We start from the raw sequence: 25,106 nt of genomic DNA on the forward strand, positions 1-25,106 counted from the left end.
ATTAGAAATGGTAATTTTATTTCAAAATTTATAGAAATGAAAATCGCTATTGTTTGTTATCCTACATTTGGTGGAAGTGGAGTAGTGGCTACAGAATTAGGTTTGGAATTAGCCAAAAGAGGACATGATATCCACTTCATTACATACAGTCAACCTGTGCGTTTGGCATTGTTAAATCCGAATGTACATTACCATGAAGTTCACGTTCCTGAATATCCATTATTTCATTATCAGCCTTATGAGTTAGCCCTTTCTAGTAAGTTAGTTGATATGGTGAAATTGTATAAAATAGATGTTTTACACGTTCATTATGCTATTCCTCATGCTTATGCAGGCTATATGGCTAAGCAAATGTTGGCAGATGAAGGCATTCATATTCCAATGGTAACTACACTCCATGGTACCGATATTACTTTAGTGGGAAATCATCCATTTTACAAACCAGCAGTGAGTTTCAGTATTAATAAATCAGATATTGTTACTAGTGTTTCTCAAAGTTTAAAAGAAGACACCTATCGATTGTTTGATATAAAAAAAGAAATTGAAGTTATTCCAAATTTCATTGAGCTCAACAAAGAAAAATTAAAAGAAAATATTCCGTGTCATCGTTCTTTAATGGCAAATGAAGAGGAGAAAATAATTACGCATATTTCAAACTTTAGAAAAGTAAAACGAATAGAAGATGTTGTACGAATCTTTAATGAAGTTCAAAAAGAAGTACCCTCAAAATTAATGATGGTTGGTGAAGGACCAGAAAAAGAAGGAGCTGAACTTTTGTGTGAACAGTTAGGTATTCAAAACAAAGTGATTTTCTTTGGAAATAGTAATGAAATTGATAAAATTTTGTGTTTTTCAGATTTATTTTTATTGCCATCTGAAACAGAAAGTTTTGGTTTAGCAGCTCTAGAAGCAATGGCTTGTGGAGTTCCAGTAATTTCCAGTAATTCTGGTGGTTTACCTGAAGTTAATAAAGATGGTTTTTCGGGATATTTAAGCAATGTTGGAGATGTAACTAAAATGAGTAGCGATGCTATTTCACTATTAAAAGATGAAAATCAATTATCTCAATTTAAAGAAAATGCTCTGGCAACAGCTAAACTTTTTGATATTCATACTATTTTACCTCTTTATGAAGAGATTTATTTTAAAGCATTAAATTCAAAATAATGATTAAATTTTTACCATTCCTACTTTTATTTATTTCTTGTAGTGTAAAAAAAGAAGTAACGGATACTTCTTATTCAATCATTTTTAATAGTGAATTTGGAGGAACTGAGCAACCGGGTCATTTAATTATTGTAGATAATGAATCCTATATTCAATTTATAGATTCGTTAAAATTAGATGAGTCACAATATGCTAATTTCTTACAGGTAGATTTTAAGCAACATAATGTAATTGTATTGTTTCAAGGTCAAAAAAACTATGGAGGTTACCAAATAAGTATAGCTTCAATTACTAATGATAATCAAACAGTAGTGGTTAAGAAAAAAGAAACAGGACCTAAAAAAGGTGAATATGCCACCACGGTTATAACAGCGCCATATTGTATTGCTTTAATTCCAAAATCTAAAACTACAATTGTAGAATAAAAAAATCGCCTTAATGAAATTTCATTAAGGCGATTTAATTTTTATAGTATCAATTATTAATTGAATTTATAACGAATTCCTAGAGCAATATCTGGACCAAATCCATCTCTGAAATCAGCATAATCTCCACCAAAATAAATTTCTGGTCTAAAATCTAGAGATAACTGTAAAGGAATTTCAGAAAAATTGTACTCAATTCCAATATCTCCAGCTCCTAGAATAAAACTTCCACTTGCTTTTTCTCCGTTTGCATTAAAGCTCCAGCTACCAACACCTCCACCAACACCAGCATACCAATTAAAACCACCATCAATGTTCCATACCCATTGGTATAAACCTACGATTTTAAAAGCATCAACATCTTTACTGTTTCTCCATCCTAAATCAACTTCTAAACGATTATTAGAACCTAATCCTCTTTGATATGAAATTTCACCACCAAAACCATCGTTGTCTCCTAAACGTAAACCTAATGCATTTTTTGAAATGTCTTGTGCCTGAGCGCTAAATGCTAAACCTAATAGCATAAAAGCAGATAAAATTAATTTCTTCATATAATATGTTTTTACAAATATAGCTATTTACTACAATAATTGTGCTAGATTTTATTAATCGATTTTGTTTAACTTCATTAATTAATTTCATAAAGATCTAAATATTCATCTTGAAATTGGGTATCTGTTTCTTGTATAGATAGTTCTGTAGCAATTAAACTATTTACGCTATATGATGTAACAGTATGCGTATGAACAACTCCAATACCATCAGATAAATACATTGTAGCAACTAATACATCTTGAGGAGCTAATGCTGTGATAGTTTGAGATGATCCTAATACAGTAATTTCGGTAGTAATATTAAGATTCAGTTTTATTTTAGTAGATTTTACATCGGTGTAAACAGTTCCATCTGGAGAAGTAAACGAAGCCAATGTTTCGCCTCCATAAGTTTGAAGAGAATAATTAATGGCTAAAGGATAACCATTGATAGTTTCGTTAATAGTTCCCGTTTTTGGAGTAGCATTTAACGTTTGATTGTTAGAGGCATTTTTGTCAAAAATCACAAAATCATCTAATGATAAATCAATAGTAAAAGGAAAAGTTTGATTAGCTGCAATTGCTAAATCACCAGTTAAAAGAAGCTTTCCGTTTGCCTCTCTAACTTTATTGTTTCTTAAAGCAGAAGAGTAAAATCCAGTTGCAACATCATCTCTAGTTTTAAAAATTTTATAGGTTGAGTTATTAATTGTAGTTTCACTATCAATAAAAAGCGAATCTCTTGTAGTATTTCCTTGTGAAACAACATCATATGTCCAGTAGCTTCCTAAAGTTAAAGGTGTTGAAAAATTACTGGTATTTCCGGTACTTTCATTGTCATTTGAGCAAGAAAAAAGTAAAAATGCAACTAAAATTGCAAAGTAGGAGTTTGAAATTTTCATTATTTTATGTTATAAATGATTTGCTAATATAAAAAAAGAAATTATTAAATATTTAATTTATTGAAACTAATGTGTAATAATGAATAAAGTGCTAAATTTGTTTATATAACATAATTTAAATACATATTAGCTAATATGGCTGGAAACACCTTTGGAAAATTATTAAAATTAACCACTTTTGGAGAATCTCATGGTGAAGCATTAGGAGGAATAATTGATGGTTGTCCTTCTGGAATTGTTTTGGATTTTGAAAGAATTCAGAAAGAATTGAGTCGAAGAAAGCCTGGACAGTCTTCAATAGTTACGCAAAGAAAAGAAGATGATGAAGTGCAGTTTCTATCAGGTATTTTTGAAGGAAAAACAACGGGTACTCCTATTAGTTTTATTATTCCTAACACCAATCAAAAGTCAGATGATTATTCTCATATAAAAGATACATTTCGTCCAAGCCATGCTGATTATGTTTATGAACAAAAATATGGCATTAGAGATTATAGAGGTGGAGGAAGAAGTTCAGCGCGTGAAACTGCTAGTAGAGTAGTAGGTGGTGCAATTGCAAAACAGATAATTTCTAACATTAAAATAAATGCCTATGTGTCTTCGGTTGGTGATTTGTTTTTAGAGAAACCTTATCAACATTTGGATTTCGCAAAAATTGAAAGTAATGCTGTTCGATGTCCTGATGAGGCTACAGCAGAAAAAATGGAAAACCTTATCAAAACAATAAAAAAACAAGGTGACACAATTGGAGGAACAATAACATGTGTAATTCAAAATGTTCCAATAGGTTTAGGCGAACCCGTTTTTGATAAATTACATGCTGAGTTAGGTAAAGCAATGCTGTCTATAAATGCGGTAAAAGGTTTTGAATTTGGAAGTGGATTTTGTGGTGCACGAATGAAAGGAAGTGAACATAATGATTTGTATAACGAAAATGGTACTACAAGAACAAATCTTTCGGGAGGAATTCAAGGAGGAATTTCAAACGGAATGGATATTTATTTTAGAGTGGCATTTAAGCCTGTAGCAACCTTGTTACAAAAACAAGAAGTGTTAACTAATACTAATGAAATAATAGAACAGCAAGGAAAAGGGCGTCATGATCCATGTGTTGTTCCTAGAGCTGTTCCTATTGTTGAAGCTATGGCAGCATTAGTAATTGCTGATTATTTTTTACTAAATAAAATATATTCTTAAATTTTTAAGTAATATTTAAGATGCTTTTTGTTGAATATATTTCAAGTAAATTTTATTTGAAATGTTTTCTTCCAAACCTTCTTTTTTCTCAATTTTTCTTAACATATTTTTGAATTCAATAGAACTATTTTTTGAATATGGACTTTCAGAAATTTGTATAATTAATTGAATTAATTTTTTTTCAATATAATTTAATTTGAATACTTTTTTGTATCTTTTATTGAAAGCATTATAATTATGTAAAACAAGTTTGTAATTTTTTAATTCAAAATGAATAATTAAATTTAATATTTCTGTCTTAATAAATGATTTTGGACGTTCTTCTAATTTAAACTCATTTAAAATTAAATTTACATATTTTAAGCATTGAGAAAAATGTCCATTTATAAGCTGAATACATGCAAATTGATAGTATAATCCTATATAGTAATAAGGTTCAATATTGTATTTGTTTTCTTTTAAATTCTTAATAACTAGAGTTTTTATCTTAGTAGCTTCTTCAAAATTATTGTTATAAATTAAAAATTCTAATTCTGAGTGATGTGTATGAAAAAATATGCGCTCCTTTGCTACACTTTTTTGAAAATCTAGTATGTTTTCAAATTTTCTTAGCGCATCAATTTTGTTATGAAAGGTTGTGTCATCACTTTTCTTATAAATATCAATAATTCTTGTATACACTGAAATGTAATCTAAAGGATTTTCTTCTTTATAAAAAGGGTTTTGGTCAAAAACTTCAATGGTTTTTTCTAAATTAATTGTTTCTTTTTCTTTATTGTTGACAACATTAAAATAATTCGCAATCGTAAGAAAATAAAATATTTTTGATTGAACAGAATGTAATTCAAAACCATTTTTTTTGAAAATAGGATTACCAATGATACGATCAAAATCTTGTATGATTTTTTCATAATTCATTTTTCCTACATTGTTTTTTAAAAAATAACTATGATAATACAAATCGGTAATTTCTCTATTTTCTTTAATGTGATTAAAATAGGTATCAATTTTTTCATTAACAGACATAGCGCCATAGAATCCTTTTGAATACCCCATGCACTTTTTCTCCCAATTGAGAAGTTCAAGAATTAAAATTTCATTCTCATTTTTTAAACTCAATTTTTTGGCTTTTCGAATAATTTTTAGGCACTCATCATACAATCCTTTGTAAAATAAAATTTCAACAGATTTAATATGATTTTGAAGTTTTAGACTAATAGTTTTATCATAATGAAACTCATTTAAAGAACGTAAAATTATTTTGTTTAAATAATTGATATCATATGATATGTTTTTATCAGAATAATCTTGTTCTTTTACGTATTTTTTTAGCGTATCTTCATTAATAGTACTATTGCTGTTAATAATATCAAAAAGTAGTAAGTATTTATTCTGACTTCCAAAAATATTTTTATTTATAAATATTTTGAAATACCTTTTTTCATTCATAGACATTGATTCTATGATTCTTTTGCATTCTTCTATTACCATAATATTAGATTCTAAAGTCCAAAAATACACATTTTTTAAATTAAATCTTGTTTTTTTTTATTTACTTTTGAACTGTTGATTAATAAATAGTTAACTAATTGTGAAATTATGAAATTAAAATTACTCTCTCTACAAACGTCTTTTTTTATAATTTTTTTCTTTGTTACTGCAATAAATGTATATGCAACCGATTATTATGTTAACGATGCATTTACATCAGCTGATATATACACTACAGCGGCGGGTAATAATGCTAATGACGGTTTATCACCAGCAACTCCAAAGGCAACCTTAGCTGCAGCTATGACAGTAGCTTCTAATGGTGATAGAATATATATAGATTACGGAAATTATAATGAAGTAGGACTAAATATCAATAAAAGTTTAGAAATTATTGGTGTTGGTGAAGAAATGACTGTCTTTAAGAGAATTTCAGGTGTAAATAGATGGGGAGTTATTTCTGCTAATAATGTAAAAATTTCAAAATTAACTATTACTGAATATAATTTAGCAAGTGATGGTATTGCTATTTCTATAACAGCCGGTACAGGAATAGAATTTAATCGTGTTAATATTTATGCAAATGTTGGAAGTGCTGGTCAAGGTGCGGTTTGGGTAACGGGTGCTTCTACTAGTGTAACATTTAAAAATTCTGGAAGCCCATGTAATAGAGTTGGAGCTGCTAATTATGGAGGTGCTTTTAAAATTGAAGATGCTACTGTAGTTATAGACAATTGTAGTATTAATAACAATATTATTTCAGCTCTTTATGGAGGAGGAGTTTTAGTAGCTGGTAATAATTCTAATGTTTCAATTATTAATACAACTTTTGATGATAATGAAGCTAGTAGTGGAGGTGCATTAGCAGTAACTGGATCTAATGCAACTGTAAATGTTTCAGGTTCTTGTTTTAATAATAACAGAGCAACTATAGCTGTATCAAATGAAGGTGGAGGAGCGGTATTCATTAGACCTAGTGTAAATTCTTCAACTTCAACTATTAATTTTTCAAACTGTAGCTTTAATGGAAATACTTCAATTGGAGCTTCCTCTGATGGTGGAGCAGTATGTATAACTAATTTAAATTCTCCAAATATAAATATCAATTTTACGACTTGTTCGTTTTCTGGAAATAGTACAAACGATGATGGTGATGATATCTATTTTAGAAAAGCATTATCAGCGATATATAATATAACATTCAGAAATAATACTTTTTTTGATGTGTTTGCTGGGGCAAAAGTGAATTTGTATAATAATAATCTTTCAGCTTCAGAAATTAAATTTGAAGGCTTAATTACTCCTTCTGGAATTAGTGCAAATGGTAATATTGTTACAAGTCCAAATGGAATAGCAATTGATCAACCAGAAATGTTTGGTAATTATACGGAATCATCATCTAGTTTACCGACTACTTTGCCTGTTACTCGTTGTATTGATAGATTTGATGGTGTTTGTGGAACCGCAACAGCTACTATTGCGTGTGTAACTGAAAATATTTGGGATGGAAGTACTTGGTCTAAAGGAACTCCTACAATTTTTCAGCATGTAATATTGAATGCTAATTATAATACTCAAACACATGGAAACATCAATGCTTGTCAAATGACGGTAAAAACTGGAGTAACTCTTGATATTGTTGATGATGTAGATGGAACATATGTGTATGTAGTAAATTCAATTTTTAATAATGGTACAATTAACGTAAGCTCTAAAGCAAATTTAGTTCAAGTTAATCATCCTTTAGATTTAAATGAAGAACCTATTGTAACGCCTGTTATTAATTTTTCAAAAAATACAGGGAATAAAATAAGATGGGATTATGTTTATTGGTCAAAACCAGTGAGTAATGCTATTTTGCCAGTATTTAATTCAAAGTTTGATATTAAATATTATTGGGATCCTGATTTTTGTGTTAATGGTGTTAATTTTAGTTATGAAGGATGGAGAAGTTTATACAGCGAGCCAGCTGTTGGAACTGGTTTTATAACAAGAGTAAAAACATCTGCCGGAATTATACCAACAAATATCACATTAAATTATTCTGGAACTTCAAATAATGGCGATTATAATGCAACAATTAAATATTACGATGATGAACATCACGCATTCAAAAATTATACTTTATTAGGTAACCCATATCCAGGTGCTATAAAATTTGAAAACTTTTATAATGATAATAAAGATAAAATTTATGGTACTGTTTATTTGTGGTCTTCAAACACTCCTTATCCAGGTAGTGGTCTTTATCAACAAGCCGACTATGCATCTTTTAATCTAACGGGTGGTGTTGGTGTCCCAATGGCATCCACTCAATCCCCTAATGGGTTATTACCAAATGGATATATTGCTTCTGCTCAAGGTTTTATGGTTAGACCTAAAGTAAATGGAACAGTTTTATTTACTAATTCTCAAAGAACAAAAGATATTCCTAGTAATAATCAATTTTACAGAGGAGAATTGGAACAAAAAGATAGATTTTGGTTGAGATTAACGGATGCAAATGGTAAATACAATGACTTATTAATTGGTTATATAAAAGGAGCTACAAATGGTTTTGATGAAGCATACGATGGTCCAATTAACTCAGTATCAAGAATTAAATTTTATTCAATTTTATTAAATAAAAAACTAATCATACAAGGAAGAAGTGAGTTTGATGATTCTGATAAGGTTGAAATTGGTTATTCTGTCCTTAATCCGACAACTATGTTAACCATTAGTTTAAATAAATCGGAAGGAGTTTTTGTTAATCAAAAAATTTATTTACACGATAAAAAATTAAATTTTTATCATGATTTAACAGAGTCTGATTATTTCTTTTATAACGACGAAACTCAAAATAGATTTGAAATTGTTTATAAGCTAAAATCTCAAGAAAATAATGAAATTATCTCTGATGAAACTACGGTAATTTCTTATTTTAATAATGGATTATTAGGTGTTGAAAGTAATATTAATATTGAAAAAATTGAATTGTTTGATGTTTCAGGTAAAATGGTGTTTTTTAATAATATTAATACATCATCTAAATTTTTTCAACAAAATTTAACGCTATCAAATGGAGTATATATTCTAAATGTGGTATGTGAAAACGGTGTAAAAAAGTCAATTAAAATTTTAAATTAATTATCTAAAGATGAAAATATTTTTCAGAATTGTTTTTGTATTGTATGTGTTTTTTTTGGGTGGGACAGAATCTTTTGCTCAAATTACAATTAATAATACATTATACACTCCAACGCAATTGGTTGATGGTGTATTAGTTCCTTCTACAAGTGGAACTATAATCTCAAATGTTCAATTTAGGGGTGTTTATAATAGTTCAAATCGATATCAAGTTGGTTATTTTTCTACAGCTACTACAACATTAGCCCAATTAGGATTTTCCAATGGTATTGTGTTGTCTACTGGAAATACGTCAACAATTCCCCTTGCTTTAGGTTCAAATCCTAGAGCAACTCAAATGGCTACAGCATATACTTCAGGCACGCCAGGAGAATTGAGACAAACAGGAACGCCAGCACCTCCAATAATTCAAGATTTAGATGTTTTAGCAGGGGCAAGTAATTATTTCAACGGTGCAATTTTAGAATTTGATTTTATACCTGTAGAAAATTCGGTTTCATTTAGATATGTTTTCGGATCTGAGGAATATAGTGATAATTCTGGATCAATTAATTATCAATGTTCAAATTATAATGATAAATTTGGATTTTTAATCAGTGGTCCAGGGATTTCAGGTGGTCAAGGCTTTTCTAATGATGCCAGAAATATTGCTCGATTAGGAAATGGATCTGAAGTTTCTATCAACTCGGTTAATTCTGGAGTTGTTGGTTCTAGTGGAGGAGCTCCTAGTGCATCAAACTGTTTAGCAGCTAATGCTTCTTGGGTTCAAAATACACCTACTCCTGAATTTTTAGGTACTATTGATGGAACACAATTAAATGGTAATACAAGAATTCTTACTGCTACTCAAACAGGCTTAACTCCAGGTCAAACCTACCATATCAAATTAATTATTACTGATGTAGGAGATGCTACCTATGATAGTGTTGTTTATTTAGAAGCGGGAAGTTTTACTACTGAATTTTCTTGTGATGCAGGTGCTAATCAATCGTTATGTGATGTAACTTCAACTACTTTAGCTGCTGTTTCTCCAGCAACTGGTACATGGAGTGTAATATCTGGTTCAGGTACATTTGTATCAAATACAGACCCAAATACTATTGTTAACGGACTTGCTCCTGGGGCAAATGTTTTAAGATGGACTGCATCTGATTTATCATGTTTTTCTGAAGTTACAATAAATGTGAATTTATCTCCTGCAGTTCCTACAATTACAACAACCCCAGCGGATTGTTCATCAGCAGGAGTATCAACAATCACAAATTACAACGCATCAAATACCTATACTTTCTCACCAGTTGGACCAACAGTTGGAGCTGGTGGAGTTGTTTCTGGCATGACCGTTGGAACAATTTATACTGTAACTGCTTCATTAAGTGGATGTACATCTGCAGCATCAGCTACTTTTAGTATCGACCCACAATTACCTCCAACAACGCCAACTATTTCAACAACAGCACCAACATGTTCATCTGCTGGAGTGTCAACAATCACTAATTATAGTGCTTCAAATATTTATACGTTCACACCAGTTGGGCCAACAGTTGGAGCAGGAGGAATTATTTCAGGAATGACCGTTGGAACAAGTTATACAGTTACAGCTGATAATGGTATTTGTTTGACCCCTCAATCAGCTAGTTTCAGCATTGCGGCACAATTACCGACACCTGCAGTTCCTGCAATTACAACAACCCCAGCGGATTGTTCATCAGCAGGAGTATCAACAATTACAAATTACAATACTTCGAATACTTATACTTTCTCACCAGTTGGACCAACAGTTGGAGCTGGAGGAGTTGTTTCAGGTATGACCGTTGGAACAATTTATACTGTAACTGCTTCATTAAGTGGATGTACATCTGCAGCATCAGCTACTTTTAGTATCGACCCCCAATTACCACCAACAACGCCAACTATTTCAACAACGGCACCAACATGTTCATCTGCTGGAGTATCTACAATCACTAATTATAGTGCTTCAAATATTTATACGTTCACACCAGTTGGGCCAACAGTTGGAGCAGGAGGATTAATTTCAGGAATGACCGTTGGAACAAGTTATACAGTTACAGCTGATAATGGTATTTGTTTGACCCCTCAATCAGCTAGTTTTAGCAATGCGGCACAATTACCGACACCTGCAGTTCCTACAATTACAACAACTCCAGCGGATTGTTCATCAGCAGGAGTATCAACAATTACAAATTACAATGCTTCGAATACCTATACTTTCTCACCAGTTGGACCAACAGTTGGAGCTGGTGGAGTTGTTTCAGGTATGACCGTTGGAACAATTTATACTGTAACTGCTTCATTAAGTGGATGTACATCTGCAGCATCAGCTACTTTTAGTATCGACCCCCAATTACCACCAACAACGCCAACTATTTCAACAACGGCACCAACATGTTCATCTGCTGGAGTATCTACAATCACTAATTATAGTGCTTCAAATATTTATACGTTCACACCAGTTGGACCAACAGTTGGAGCAGGAGGAGTTATTTCAGGAATGACCGTTGGAACAAGTTATACAGTTACCGCCGATAATGGTATTTGTTTGACACCTCAATCAGCTAGTTTCAGTATTGCTGCACAATTACCAACACCAGCTGTACCAACGATTACTTCAGTTGCAGCTACTTGTTCTGCATCAGGAAGTTCAACAATTTCAAATTACAACGCATCAAATACGTATACATTCTCACCTGTAGGACCAACAGTTGGCGCAGGAGGATTGATTTCAGGAATGACATTTGGAACAATTTATACTGTTACTGCTTCATTAGGTGGGTGTATTTCAACAGCATCAGCTAGTTTTAGTAATGCACCACAATTGTCAACACCTGATGAGCCAACGATTACTTCATTAGCGGCTACATGTTCATCAGCAGGAAGTTCAACGATTTCAAATTACAATGCATCGAATACATACACATTTTCACCAGTTGGACCAACAGTTGGAGCAGGAGGTTTAATTTCTGGAATGACATTTGGAACAAGTTATACAGTAACAGCAACCAATGGAGGATGTACTTCATTAGCATCAGCTAGTTTTAGTAATGATGCGCAATTACCAACACCTACAGTTCCTACAATTACAACAACTCCAGCGGATTGTTCATCAGCAGGAAGTTCAACGATATTAAATTATATTGCATCTAATACATACACGTTCACACCAGTTGGACCAACAGTTGGAGCAGGAGGATTGATTTCAGGTATGACAGTTGGAACAAGTTATACAGTAACAGCAACCAATGGAGGATGTACTTCAGCAGCATCAGCTAGTTTTAGTAATGCAGCTCAGTTACCAACACCAGTTGTACCAACGATTACTTCAGTAGCGGCTACATGTTCAGCAGCTGGAAGTTCAACGATTTCAAATTACAATGCATCGAATACATACACGTTTTCACCAGTTGGACCAACAGTTGGCGCAGGAGGATTGATTTCAGGTATGACAGTTGGAACAAGTTATACAGTAACAGCAACCGATGGAGGATGTACTTCAGCAGCATCAGCTAGTTTTAGTAATGAAGCACAATTACCAACACCAGCTGTACCAACAATTACTTCAGTAGCAGCAGATTGTTCAGCAGCAGGTAGTTCAACGATTTCAAATTACAATGCATCGAATACCTATACGTTTTCACCAGTTGGACCAACAGTTGGCGCAGGAGGATTGATTTCAGGTATGACCGTTGGAACAAGTTATACAGTAACAGCAATTAATGGAGGATGTACTTCAGCAGCATCAGCTAGTTTTAGTAATGCAGCACAATTACCAACACCAGCTGTACCAACAATTACTTCAGTAGCAGCAGATTGTTCTGCATCAGGAAGTTCAACGATTTCAAATTACAATGCATCGAATACATACACGTTCACACCAGTTGGACCAACGGTTGGCGCAGGAGGATTGATTTCAGGTATGACATTTGGAACAAGTTATACAGTAACAGCAACCAATGGAGGATGTACTTCAGCGGCATCAGCTAGTTTTAGTAATGATGCGCAATTAGAATCACCATCTGTATCAATTACCCATGGTTGTAATGGTTTAGATTATGAATTAATAGCTTCTGAAACGATTAATGCAACTTATCAATGGTTTGATGGTAATGGAAATTTAATTGGTTCATCACCAATTATAGTTATTGATAATTCAGATACTTATGAAGTGCAAGTAACTTTAAACGGATGTATGACAAATGAATATGTAACAATAAACAATTCTTTTTGTTCTATTCCAAAAGGTATCTCTCCAAATAATGATGGAGATAATGACTCATGGGATCTTTCCAATTTAAATATTCAAAAAGCTCAAATCTTTAATCGTTATGGTGTAGAGGTTTATACAAAGGATAATTATACAAATGAGTGGGAAGGAAGAACAAATTCAGGAGATGAATTACCAACAGCAACTTATTATTATGTTCTTACATTTTCAAATGGAACTGTGAAAACTGGATGGGTTTATTTAAATAGAGTAAATTAAAAAGCAATAAAGATGAAAGAAAGAATTATTCAGTTTGTTATTTTATTTGTAGGTATAATTGCTTTTGCACAACAAGATCCACATTATACGCAATACATGTATAATATGAGTGTAATGAATCCTGCGTATGCTGGTAGTAAGGAGAATTTATCTATGGGATTGTTATATAGAAAACAATGGGTTGAGATAGAGGATGCTCCAACGACTGGTACGTTTTTTGGGCACACTGCAGTTGGTAAGAATGTTGGATTGGGATTAAGTTTTATTTCTGACAAGATAGGTCCGGTAGAGGAGAACAATGTGTATGGGGATTTTTCATATACATTAAATTTAGGAGGAGATCATAAGTTAGCATTTGGATTAAAAATGGGATTAACCTTTCATAATGTAGGTTTGTATAGCGATATTAATTATACTTTGCCGCAACCAACAGACCCTGCATTTAGTGAAGATATCAGCAATACCTATTTTAATTTAGGATCAGGATTTTTCTATTATACCAATAAGTATTATTTAGGATTATCGGTTCCTAATATGTTAAAGTCAAAACATTTAGATATCCAGCGCACTGGAGATGAGTTAGAGTTTGGATCAGAGGTATCACATTATTTTTTAACAGGGGGATATGTTTTTGATATTAATGAAACCGTAAAGTTCAAGCCATTTTTCATGATGAAATCGGCCTTTGGCGCACCAACATCATTAGATTTATCGGCTAACTTTTTATTCAACCAGAAGTTTGAAGTAGGAGGAACTTATCGTTTAGAAGATAGTTTTGGTGCTATGTTAAATTATGCGGTTACACCATCAATTCGAATAGGCTATGCGTATGATCATATTGTTTCTGATTTAAAGGTAACTACCCCATCATCACATGAGCTTATCTTGTTATTTGATTTGAACTTCCCAAAGAAAGTATCGAGTTCACCAAGATTCTTCTAACCTAAAACACCAAGGACACAATGAGAAATTTATATATAACATTAAGTTTTGTGATGGCTAGTGGAATTATTAGTGCACAAAACCAATACACAAAGGCAGCCGATAAGTTATTTGATAGATACGAGTATGTTGATGCGGCAAAAGAATATTTAAAATTAGCCGAAGGTAATAAAGCAGATAGTTACGTTTACAAGCAATTAGCAGAGAGTTACTATAATGTATTTAATACCAAAGAAGCGGTAAAGTGGTACGCAAAAGTAGTGGAGCAAAAGCAAGATGCTGAGACGTATTACAAATATGCTCAAATGCTAAAAGCAGAAGGGAATTTTAAAGAAGCCGACAAACAAATGCAACAATTTGCACAGTTAGCTCCAAATGATCAAAGAGCAAAAGCATTTAAAAGCAATCCAAACTACCTTCCAGAGTTACAAGGACAAACTAAGTTGTATGATGTAGCAAAATCAGATGTAAGTAGTGATAAGACTGATTTTGGAGCCGTACTTACAAATGACAACAATGTGTATTTTTCAAGTTCAAGAAACACATCAAGAAAAACCAGTGGATGGAACGAAGAGCCTTATTTAGACATCTATAAAGCTACTTATAATGCAAATGGTACTATTAGCGATGCTGTAGCAGTGGATAACATCAATACCAAATGGCATGATGGACCAGTGAGTATATCAAGCGATGGAACTACAATGTATTATGGTAGTGAGAGTTTTAATGAAAAAGAGTTTACAAAAGATAAAGCAAAGAATGCAAAATTTGGTAAAATATATCTTTATAAAGCTACAAAAGAAGGAGATAAGTGGGTAAATGCAAAACCACTTCCATTTAACAATAAAGAGTATGATGTAAGAAATCCGAGTATAAGTAAAGATGGAAAAACATTATACTTCTCATCAAATATGCCAGGCGGATTTGGAGGAGAAGATATTTGGAAAGTATCGGTAAATGGAGATGAATACGGAACACCAGAAAACTTAGGAGCTAAAGTAAACACAGAGGCAAACGAGAGTTTTCCATTCATTACAGATGACAATATTTTGTTTTTCTCATCAAACGGAAAAACAGGATTTGGAGGATTGGATGTATTTAAGATTGATTTAAATAAAGGTACAGAAGCCATGAATGTTGGTGAACCAGTAAATACATCAAAAGACGATTTTGCTTTCACTTACAATACAACAAAGAAAGTAGGATTCTTCTCAAGTAACAGAGAAGGAGTAGATAACATCTACAAAGCAGATCCAGTTTGTAATGTACAAGCATTGGTAAGAGTAAAAGATGCAAAGACAGGAAATGTTATCGAAGGAGCTATGGTGATGTTAGTTGATGAAAAACAAAAAACAATTTCAAATCAAACATCGGCATCAAACGGAGAAACAATTACGGGAGTAATGTGTAACACAGCATACAGTGCTCAAGTATCTAAATCAGGATATGAAAGTGGTGTGTTTGATGTTAAGAAAGCAGAAAACGAGCAAGTTGTAGTAGAGGCGTTATTGAATCCAATTATGCCAGTAATTACAGAAACAGAAGTAATCTTACAACCCATCTATTTTGAGTTTAATAAGAGCAATATTACCGCACAAGGAGCAGAAGAGCTTAACAAATTAGTTGTGGTTATGAACGAGCATCCAGAGATGGTTATTTTTGCTAAATCGCACACAGATAATAGAGGTAGCGACAGTTACAATATGAAGTTATCTGACAGAAGAGCAAAAGCAACAGTTCAGTACTTAATAAGCAAAGGAATTTCAAAAGAAAGAATATCAGGACAAGGATTTGGAGAAAGCGAACCTAAAGTAGCTTGCAAATCATGTACTGAAGAAGAACACGCACAAAACAGAAGAAGTGAATTCTTAATTGTGAAGAAATAAAGATAGTTTATAGTTGATTTTTAGTTTGAAAAGGCATTACTTATTTTTAAGTAGTGCTTTTTCTTTTTGTTTGAAAATCTGTTGGAATTATAAAAAAATGATAAATTAAATATAGAATATCTGTATATTATTGTTTTAAAAATCATTTTTGATGAATATAATTTAAAATAATTACTGAAATACATTATATTCTTATAATTTATGTAATAAAATCAATAATTCATGTATTAATATTTTTAATCTGAGATACAAAAAACAACTATTTTTTGATATTTTTTATCTGTATGGATTTATAAATTTGAAATCAAAATAGATTAAGACTCATCTAAAAACTCAATAAATAAATGAATTCAATCGCAATAAAAAGAGTAAAGAATATCTTGTATTTAGTTACATTGATGATAGGAATTTCAGGATGGACGCAAAATATATTAATCAGTCAAGGAGGTACGGTAAATGTAACGGGTGGTGAAGTTTTTTATGATGCAGGTGGTGCTGCAGGTAACGACGGAAATACGACGTATACAATTACATTAATGCCACCAGCAGGTCAAAGTGTATGTGTCGATTTTACATCTTTTAGTTCATACGAGTCTTTAGATATATATGATGGAACTACAGTTTCGGCAACTAATATAGGTACTTTAAAAGGGAATTATGGAACAGCATATAATGCAGGTGGAGCGCCATACAATACAGGTCAACCTGCACTTGGAGGGGTTGTTCAAGCTGAATTAAAACCAGGTATTTTTTGTGCTAATAATGCAACGGGAGCCTTGACATTTAAGTTTACAAATTCTAGTAGTTCTCAATCTACCGGATGGGTAGGGAATGTTATAACTTATGCAAAGCCAACATCTGGATGTACCATTTCTATTTCTGCAAATCCATCTACAATTTGTTTGGGTGGTTCCACAACATTAACTGCAACAGGAACAATTGGTTCAGCTTTAATAAATAATGATTTTAACTCAAGTTCTTTGGGAGCTGGTTGGAGTGCAACTCCAGGAGGTGTTGCATTTGTTAATGTATTAAGTTGTCAACCTAATTATGGTTATAATACACAAAATACAGATAATTCAATTTTTGCTTGGATGCAAAATGTTGCAGCACCTAGAGTATTAGAATCAAATTCATTTGATGTATCTAATGGAGGAGTGTTGAGTTTTGATTTTAGAGAAGCTTCTGATGATAATGGTGGAAATGGTTGTGAAGCAATGGATGATAAAGAAGGGGTTTATATTCAATATTCTACAAATAATGGAGTATCATGGGTAAACATGAAATTATTATTTCCAAGTGTTGAAAGTAATTTCCCTTCTGCTGCTAATATTGGTTGTGGAACTTATGTATATAATTGGAATACCACAACTGTTCCAATCCCAGCAGCAGCAATGACTGCTAATACAAAATTCAGATGGTATCAACACCAATCTACATCTGCAACTCAAGATAGTTGGGGTATAGACAATGTAAAAATTATAAAAAATGTTTCTAGTACAATAACAATTACAGATTTATTAACAAATACTGTAGTTGCAACTTCTACTAATACTTCAGTTAATGTAGCTGTTTCTCCAACTTCATCAAGAACGTATAGAGCAACTATTTCAGATGGAACTTCATCTTGTAGTCAAGATATACTTGTAACGGTAAACGGAAGTACTGCAACTACAATAGCATATTCGGGTACGCCTTTTTTACCTAATGCTGGCCCAAGTAATGTAACTGTTACTAACGGACCAGTTTCTGGGACTTATTCAGCTTCTCCAGCTGGTTTAACATTAAACACAACTACCGGCCAGATTACACCTAGTACAAGTACGCCAGGAACTTATACTGTTTCAGTTCCTACTTCTTGTGGTACAGCTACAGCTACAGTTGAAATATTATCTTCATCATGTGGAAATTGTGCCACAGCAAGTTGTCCTGTAATTTCAATAACTGAAACAACTGCGGCACTTGGTCAAACTAATATTTCTACGGCACTTGGAGTTGCTGGAGATCAATTAGGTAATGCTCCGTTAGTACCTGGAGAAACAATTACTATTTGTGTTCCTGTAACTGTAGTAGCGGGTTCAACTATTTTAGGATTTAAACAATTAACTTCTTCAAGTCCAGGAGGATGTGGAAATGTTACAGAAGAAATAATTACATATCAATTAACCAGTACTTCATGTGGAGCTCCAATACTTCCAAATAGAACTAATGCTTCATCTGTTGCTAGTGGATTTAATCCAGAATGGGATGGTTTAGCTGCAGGAAATTATGTCCTTTGTTTTACAATGAGTGTTACCAATACTGCATTATGTACTTCGGTTGATATTCAAGGTTTGGGGTATTACAATGTTGTCCCAGCACCTGTTCCTTGTCAAGATTATCAAATACAAATGTATTCAGATGATTTATTATTAAATCCTATAACAAAAACAGCATTTGCATGTTCTGATGCTTCAGTTTTTTTAGGTCCTGATTCATTTTCAACCACTTTTGATTCTGGTTTACCTTACAATTCTGTAAATATTAGTATAACTGCTAATGTTGGTAATTTAAACAATTTAGTTATTTATAGATATAACTCGGCTAATGTATTAGTAGAAACATTAACTGTTCCTGCTGGAGGTGTTACAAACAATTATTTTTTAAGACCAACAGGAGCTTATTATTCGTTAGATAAAACAAATTTAACAAGTGGAAATTATAGTTATACAATTACAGATAACATTTCAGGAGCTGTATTAGCAACAGGTACCTGGATTATTACTGCAGGTGCTGAATCACTAAAAACAGGTCTATTATTATTTCAAGGAACTGGAAGTTATTCAGGTCCTGGTGTTTCAAATGGTTTTGATCCAGCTCCAGCAGGTTCTGGAGGTGATGATTATACAGATGATAGAGGAATCGGAGTTTTTAATCCACAATTAGCAGGTGTTGGTACTCATACAATTACTTATACTTGGGATAACGGTTTACCTGCACCAAATCATTGTACTTTAACAAGATCAATGGTAGTAACGGTATCTGGACCAAATGCACCTACAGTTACAAATGTTTCAATTTGTTCTGGACAAACTGCTACATTGACAGCTTCTGCTGTAACTGGAACTGTTAATTGGTATTCTTCTGCATCTGGAGGAAGTTCAATATTTACAGGTAATCCATTTACGACACCAGTTTTAACTGCAGGAACTTCTTACTGGGTTTCTCAAACAGTTGGTGGTTGTGAAAGTGCAAGAACACAAGTTGATGTATCCATTTCTGCAGGTACTCCAGCAACATATACTACAACTTTAGTTAATTGTGAACCTGGTTCAATTAATTTATCTTCAGTGCTTCCAACTGGTACAACTTTCAATTGGGTAAGTGGACCTTCTGGATATACTTTTCCAGCTGGTTTTCAAACCCCATTAACAACAAATACTTCATTAACAGGTTTACCTGCAGGTACTTATTGTGTTGATGTAACTTCTCCAAATTCATTAGGTGGCGTTGTAACTCAGACATTATTTACTGAAACTTTTGAATCTGGATTAGGGAATTGGACAATAAATAATTCAGGAGGTCCAAATATTTTTGTATTAAACAATGATTACTTAGGTGGAAGTTGTGTAACAGGTCTAGGAACATTTACTGTACCTGCTGTTCCTAATCAACCTGTAGGTGTTACTTCTGGACCTAATAGTAATTATCTTCATATTAAAGCCACTACTACTACAGGTGCAACTTGTGGTGCAGGTTCAGTGAATTTCATCCCAAATAATGCAAATTTTGACGGTCAAGTATCAGATCAAAAAGCAACCATAAATACAGTTTTTAATACAGTTGGAAAAACGAATATAGTTTTTAATTTTTATTGGTTAGCTCAAGGTGAAACTAATGCAAATGGTGCTGATGATTTCGGTAGTATTGAATATAGTATTAATGGAGGAACGACTTGGGTTCAAGCAGGAGCAAAATTAAGAAGACAAACTACATGGTTATCTGATTTTAGAACTGATCCTCTTTGGGATAACCAAGCAGATCTTAGATTTAGAGTTAGATGGCAAAATGATGCTAGTTCTAGTATTGATCCACCTATCTCAATAGACGAAATAGTTATTACAGCTGATGTAATTACTACAGCTTCTTGTGGAACGACTGTTCAAGAATGTTTTACAATTTTACCAACACCAGCTGTACCAACAATTACATCAGTAGCGGCTAGTTGTTCAGTAGCAGGAAGTTCAACGATTTCAAATTACAATGCATCGAATACATACACATTTTCACCAGTTGGACCAACAGTTGGAGCAGGAGGTTTAATTTCTGGAATGACATTTGGAACAAGTTATACAGTAACAGCAACCAATGGAGGATGTACTTCAGCAGCATCAGCTAGTTTTAATAATGCAGCACAATTACCAACACCAGTTGTACCAACGATTACTTCAGTAGCTGCTACATGTTCAGCAGCAGGAAGTTCAACGATATCAAATTATAGCGCATCGAATACATACACCTTCACACCAGTTGGACCAACAGTTGGAGCAGGAGGATTGATTTCAGGTATGACAGTTGGAACAAGTTATACAGTAACAGCAACCAATGGAGGATGTACTTCAGCGGCATCAGCTAGTTTTAGTAATGCAGCTCAGTTACCAACCCCAGCTGTACCAACGATTACTTCAGTAGCGGCTACATGTTCAGCAGCAGGAAGTTCAACGATATCAAATTATAGTACATCGAATACCTATACGTTTTCACCAGTTGGACCAACAGTTGGCGCAGGAGGATTGATTTCAGGCATGACAGTTGGAACAAGTTATACAGTAACAGCAACCAATGGAGGATGTACTTCAGCAGTATCAGCTAGTTTTAGTAATGCAGCACAATTACCAACACCAGCGGTACCAACAATTACTTCAGTAGCAGCTACATGTTCAACAGCAGGAAGTTCAACGATATCAAATTATAGCGCATCGAATACCTATACGTTTTCACCAGTTGGACCAACAGTTGGAGCAGGAGGATTGATTTCAGGTATGACCGTTGGAACAAGTTATACAGTAACAGCAACCGATGGAGGATGTACTTCAGCAGCATCAGCTAGTTTTAGTAATGCAGCACAATTACCAACACCAGCTGTACCAACAATTACTTCAGTAGCAGCAGATTGTTCTGCATCAGGAAGTTCAACGATTTCAAATTACAATGCATCGAATACATACACGTTCACACCAGTTGGACCAACAGTTGGAGCAGGAGGATTGATTTCAGGTATGACCGTTGGAACAAGTTATACAGTAACAGCAACCGATGGAGGATGTACTACAGCAGCATCAGCTAGTTTTAGTAATGCATCACAATTACCAACACCAGCTGTACCAACAATTACTTCAGTAGCTGCTACATGTTCAGCAGCAGGAAGCTCAACGATATCAAATTACAACGCATCGAATACCTATACGTTTTCACCAGTTGGACCAACAGTTGGAGCTGGAGGATTGATTTCAGGTATGACAGTCGGAACAAGTTATACGGTAACCGCAAGCAATGGAGGATGTACTTCAACAGTATCAGCTAGTTTTAGTAATGCAGCTCAGTTACCAACACCAGTTGTACCAACGATTACTTCAGTAGCGGCTACATGTTCAACAGCAGGAAGTTCAACAATATCAAATTATAGTGCATCTAATACGTATACGTTCACACCAGTTGGACCAACAGTTGGAGCAGGAGGATTGATTTCAGGTATGACAGTTGGAACAAGTTATACAGTAACAGCAACCAATGGTGGATGTACTTCAGCGGCATCAGCTAGTTTTAGTAATGCAGCTCAGTTACCAACACCAGTTGTACCAACGATTACTTCAGTAGCGGCTACATGTTCAGCAGCAGGAAGTTCAACGATATCAAATTATAATGCATCGAATACGTATACTTTCTCACCATCAGGACCAACAGTTGGAGCAGGAGGATTAGTTTCAGGTATGACAGTTGGAACAAGTTATACAGTAACAGCAACCAATGGAGGATGTACTTCAGCGGCATCAGCTAGTTTTAGTAATGCAGCTCAGTTACCAACACCAGCTGTACCAACAATTACATCAGTAGCGGCTACATGTTCAGCAGCAGGAAGTTCAACGATATCAAATTATAGCGCATCGAATACATATACTTTCACACCAGTTGGACCAACAGTTGGCGCTGGAGGATTGATTTCAGGTATGACCGTTGGAACAAGTTATACAGTAACAGCAACCAATGGAGGATGTACTTCAGCGGCATCAGCTAGTTTTAGCAATGCAGCTCAGTTACCAACACCAGCTTTACCAACAATTACTTCAGTAGCAGCAACATGTTCAGCAGCAGGAAGTTCAACGATATCAAATTATAATGCATCGAATACGTATACTTTCTCACCATCAGGACCAACAGTTGGAGCAGGAGGATTGATTTCAGGCATGACAGTTGGAACAAGTTATACAGTTACAGCAACCAATGGAGGATGTACTTCAGCGGCATCAGCTAGTTTTAGTAATGCAGCTCAGTTACCAACACCAGCTGTACCAACGATTACTTCAGTAGCAGCTACATGTTCAGCAGCAGGAAGTTCAACGATATCAAATTATAGCGCATCGAATACATATACTTTCACACCAGTTGGACCAACAGTTGGCGCTGGAGGATTGATTTCAGGTATGACCGTTGGAACAAGTTATACAGTAACAGCAACCAATGGAGGATGTACTTCAGCGGCATCAGCTAGTTTTAGCAATGCAGCTCAGTTACCAACACCAGCTTTACCAACAATTACTTCAGTAGCAGCAACATGTTCAGCAGCAGGAAGTTCAACGATATCAAATTATAATGCATCGAATACGTATACTTTCTCACCATCAGGACCAACAGTTGGAGCAGGAGGATTGATTTCAGGCATGACAGTTGGAACAAGTTATACAGTTACAGCAACCAATGGAGGATGTACTTCAGCGGCATCAGCTAGTTTTAGTAATGCAGCTCAGTTACCAACACCAGCTGTACCAACGATTACTTCAGTAGCAGCTACATGTTCAGCAGCAGGAAGTTCAACGATATCAAATTATAGCGCATCGAATACCTATACATTCACACCAGTTGGACCAACAGTTGGCGCAGGAGGATTGATTTCAGGTATGACATTTGGAACAAGTTATACAGTAACAGCTTCAAATGGATTTTGTACTTCTGTATCATCTCCTTCTTTTGTTAATCAAGATATTAGTACACCTAGTATAACGAATATAGCATTCAGTTCAAATATTTGTGATGGAAGTAGTACAGACATAGTTTTAAGTAGTAATTTTCCTGGTATTACAACATATACTTGGAGTGCAACAGTATCGAATATAACAGGTTCATATGTAACAAGTGGAACAGAAGCTGATATTAATCAGATTGCGACATTGAACAATCCAGAAACTATAGGAACTATAACTATGACTATAATTCCAAATGCAAATGGATGTGATGGTACGCCAAGAACAATAGAAATAACAGTTAATCCAAATCCGGTAATTGAGAGTGTAAGCGTATCGGATACTGCGGTTTGTTCAGGATCAAATATTCATGTAGATGTTGTAGGGAACATTAGTGGAATAACTTACACATGGACAGCTATAACAAGTGGAGTAAATATAGTAGGCGGGACTACTTCAGGAACAATTGCGGCAACTTCAACAACTACAAGTTTTGATATACAAGTGGTTACTAGTAACCCATTAGTAGCAGGAACTATTTATTTTGAAGTAAGTTCGGTTCGAAATGGATGTACAGGAAATACACTTTCAAGTGCTGTTGTAACGGTTAATCCAAATCCAGGATTACCAATTCCGTCACCAGTAAAAACCATTTGTAGTGAAGAGGGAACAGATTTAATAGTAGATGTTTCGCCACTTATTGCAGGTACAGAGTTAACATGGGAAGTATTAACAGTAGTTAATGTATCTGGAGCAACACCAGGAACAGGAGTAGCACCAGTTACGATAAATGATATTTTAACTGCTACTACAAATACTCAAGGATATGTTATTTACCGTGTGAGATCGAGTTTAGGAGATTGTCAAGGAGGATATACAGATTATAGAGTTAATGTAAACCCTTCACCACGACCAGTATTATCAGATGGTAATATTTGTATTACGGCATCAGGAGAAGTATATCAGACATATACATTGAATACAGGTTTGAATGATGTGGATTATGATTTTGAGTGGTTTGATACAAATGGAAATATTATACCAGGAGCAACCAATGCAACATTGGTAGTTGATGAAGCAGGAACTTACAGTGTAATAGCAACGAATTGGTCAACAGGATGTTCATCAGATCCAATGTTATCAACCGCTACAGCAACAGTTACGGCTACAACTCCAGCAACATCAATGGCAATAGTTCAAAGTGAGTATTTTAGTGATAATGCTACTATTACAGTTACAGTACCAGATGGTTCAGGAAGTATAATGTATGCATTAGATGAAGGTTCATTTCAATCATCAAATGTGTTTACAGGAGTAAGTGCAGGGGAACATACAGTAACGGTTATAGATACCGAAGGCTGTACGTATATGACACAAACAGTATTGATAATTGATTACCCAACATATTTTACACCAAATGGAGATGGAATCAATGACACATGGAATATCATTGGTTTAAATCAAGCGGATGCTAAATTGTACATTTTTGATCGATATGGAAAACTATTAAAACAATTGAGTACAACAGTTGCAAGTCAAGGTTGGGATGGTACTTATAACCAAGAAGAATTACCATCTACGGACTATTGGTTTACATTAGATTACACAGAAAATGGTGTTGCTAAACAATTTAAAGCTCATTTTTCATTGATAAGATAATATGAAGAAAAACAATTTAAATATGTGTAATATATTATTGATAGTAATTAATAC

The 25,106-nt window shown here is 33.9% G+C and carries 11 protein-coding genes; 8 read left to right on the forward strand and 3 right to left on the reverse strand.

Annotated elements, in window-relative coordinates:
• Window positions 1–36: 36 nt before the first annotated feature.
• Together bshA and LOS86_RS06500 are read left to right on the forward strand one after the other, a co-directional pair.
• Window positions 37–1,167, forward strand: a complete 1,131-nt coding sequence (gene bshA / locus LOS86_RS06495; protein ID WP_231843804.1) for an N-acetyl-alpha-D-glucosaminyl L-malate synthase BshA — start codon at window positions 37–39, stop codon at window positions 1,165–1,167.
• Entirely contained in the window at window positions 1,167–1,592 is a 426-nt protein-coding gene (locus LOS86_RS06500; RefSeq protein WP_231843805.1) for a protease complex subunit PrcB family protein, read from the forward strand. The genes bshA and LOS86_RS06500 overlap by 1 nt, the downstream gene beginning before the upstream one ends.
• Before the next feature lie 56 nt (window positions 1,593–1,648).
• Here the strand turns inward: LOS86_RS06500 and LOS86_RS06505 are convergent, their stop codons facing one another.
• Window positions 1,649–2,146 (reverse strand): hypothetical protein, encoded by a 498-nt coding sequence (locus LOS86_RS06505; protein ID WP_231843806.1) that lies wholly within the window; start codon window positions 2,144–2,146, stop codon window positions 1,649–1,651.
• 77 nt (window positions 2,147–2,223) lie between these two features.
• Entirely contained in the window at window positions 2,224–3,030 is an 807-nt protein-coding gene (locus LOS86_RS06510; RefSeq protein WP_231843807.1) for a hypothetical protein, read from the reverse strand.
• A 135-nt stretch (window positions 3,031–3,165) separates the two neighbouring features.
• On the opposite strand from LOS86_RS06510, the gene aroC reads away from it, so the two are divergent.
• Entirely contained in the window at window positions 3,166–4,227 is a 1,062-nt protein-coding gene (aroC, locus tag LOS86_RS06515) for a chorismate synthase (RefSeq protein ID WP_231843808.1), read from the forward strand.
• Window positions 4,228–4,242: 15 nt separating this feature from the next.
• On the opposite strand, the gene LOS86_RS06520 is transcribed toward aroC, so the two are convergent.
• Window positions 4,243–5,718, reverse strand: coding sequence for a hypothetical protein (locus LOS86_RS06520; protein ID WP_231843809.1), 1,476 nt, complete (start codon window positions 5,716–5,718; stop codon window positions 4,243–4,245).
• 108 nt (window positions 5,719–5,826) lie between these two features.
• Here LOS86_RS06520 and LOS86_RS06525 point away from each other — a divergent pair, with 108 nt between their 5' ends.
• The 5 genes from LOS86_RS06525 to LOS86_RS06545 all read left to right on the forward strand — a co-directional run bounded on the left by LOS86_RS06525 (window position 5,827) and on the right by LOS86_RS06545 (window position 25,052).
• Window positions 5,827–8,847 (forward strand): RemA C-terminal-like gliding motility protein, encoded by a 3,021-nt coding sequence (locus LOS86_RS06525; RefSeq protein ID WP_231843810.1) that lies wholly within the window; start codon window positions 5,827–5,829, stop codon window positions 8,845–8,847.
• 10 nt (window positions 8,848–8,857) lie between these two features.
• The gene (locus tag LOS86_RS06530) at window positions 8,858–13,348 is read left to right on the forward strand and encodes a choice-of-anchor L domain-containing protein (protein ID WP_231843811.1); all 4,491 of its coding nucleotides are present in this window, start codon (window positions 8,858–8,860) and stop codon (window positions 13,346–13,348) included.
• Window positions 13,349–13,360: 12 nt separating this feature from the next.
• Window positions 13,361–14,290, forward strand: a complete 930-nt coding sequence (locus LOS86_RS06535) for a PorP/SprF family type IX secretion system membrane protein (protein ID WP_231843812.1) — start codon at window positions 13,361–13,363, stop codon at window positions 14,288–14,290.
• Window positions 14,291–14,310: 20 nt separating this feature from the next.
• Window positions 14,311–16,176: an OmpA family protein gene (locus tag LOS86_RS06540; RefSeq protein ID WP_231843813.1), complete on the forward strand. Its 1,866-nt coding sequence runs from the start codon at window positions 14,311–14,313 to the stop codon at window positions 16,174–16,176.
• Window positions 16,177–16,520: 344 nt separating this feature from the next.
• The gene (locus LOS86_RS06545) at window positions 16,521–25,052 is read left to right on the forward strand and encodes a T9SS type B sorting domain-containing protein (RefSeq protein ID WP_231843814.1); all 8,532 of its coding nucleotides are present in this window, start codon (window positions 16,521–16,523) and stop codon (window positions 25,050–25,052) included.
• Window positions 25,053–25,106: the final 54 nt, after the last annotated feature.

It is taken from the genome of Flavobacterium cyclinae, from assembly GCF_021172145.1.
GTDB lineage: Bacteria > Bacteroidota > Bacteroidia > Flavobacteriales > Flavobacteriaceae > Flavobacterium > Flavobacterium cyclinae.

What these genes read in the sequence shown, in the direction of transcription:
- LOS86_RS06505 (WP_231843806.1), bottom strand. Translation starts at nt 2,146, where the DNA reads ATGAAGAAATTAATTTTATCTGCTTTTATGCTATTAGGTTTAGCATTT.
- LOS86_RS06530 (WP_231843811.1), top strand. Translation starts at nt 8,858, where the DNA reads ATGAAAATATTTTTCAGAATTGTTTTTGTATTGTATGTGTTTTTTTTG.
- LOS86_RS06540 (WP_231843813.1), top strand. Translation starts at nt 14,311, where the DNA reads ATGAGAAATTTATATATAACATTAAGTTTTGTGATGGCTAGTGGAATT.
- LOS86_RS06500 (WP_231843805.1), top strand. Translation starts at nt 1,167, where the DNA reads ATGATTAAATTTTTACCATTCCTACTTTTATTTATTTCTTGTAGTGTA.
- bshA (WP_231843804.1), top strand. Translation starts at nt 37, where the DNA reads ATGAAAATCGCTATTGTTTGTTATCCTACATTTGGTGGAAGTGGAGTA.
- aroC (WP_231843808.1), top strand. Translation starts at nt 3,166, where the DNA reads ATGGCTGGAAACACCTTTGGAAAATTATTAAAATTAACCACTTTTGGA.
- LOS86_RS06545 (WP_231843814.1), top strand. Translation starts at nt 16,521, where the DNA reads ATGAATTCAATCGCAATAAAAAGAGTAAAGAATATCTTGTATTTAGTT.
- LOS86_RS06510 (WP_231843807.1), bottom strand. Translation starts at nt 3,030, where the DNA reads ATGAAAATTTCAAACTCCTACTTTGCAATTTTAGTTGCATTTTTACTT.
- LOS86_RS06520 (WP_231843809.1), bottom strand. Translation starts at nt 5,718, where the DNA reads ATGGTAATAGAAGAATGCAAAAGAATCATAGAATCAATGTCTATGAAT.
- LOS86_RS06525 (WP_231843810.1), top strand. Translation starts at nt 5,827, where the DNA reads ATGAAATTAAAATTACTCTCTCTACAAACGTCTTTTTTTATAATTTTT.
- LOS86_RS06535 (WP_231843812.1), top strand. Translation starts at nt 13,361, where the DNA reads ATGAAAGAAAGAATTATTCAGTTTGTTATTTTATTTGTAGGTATAATT.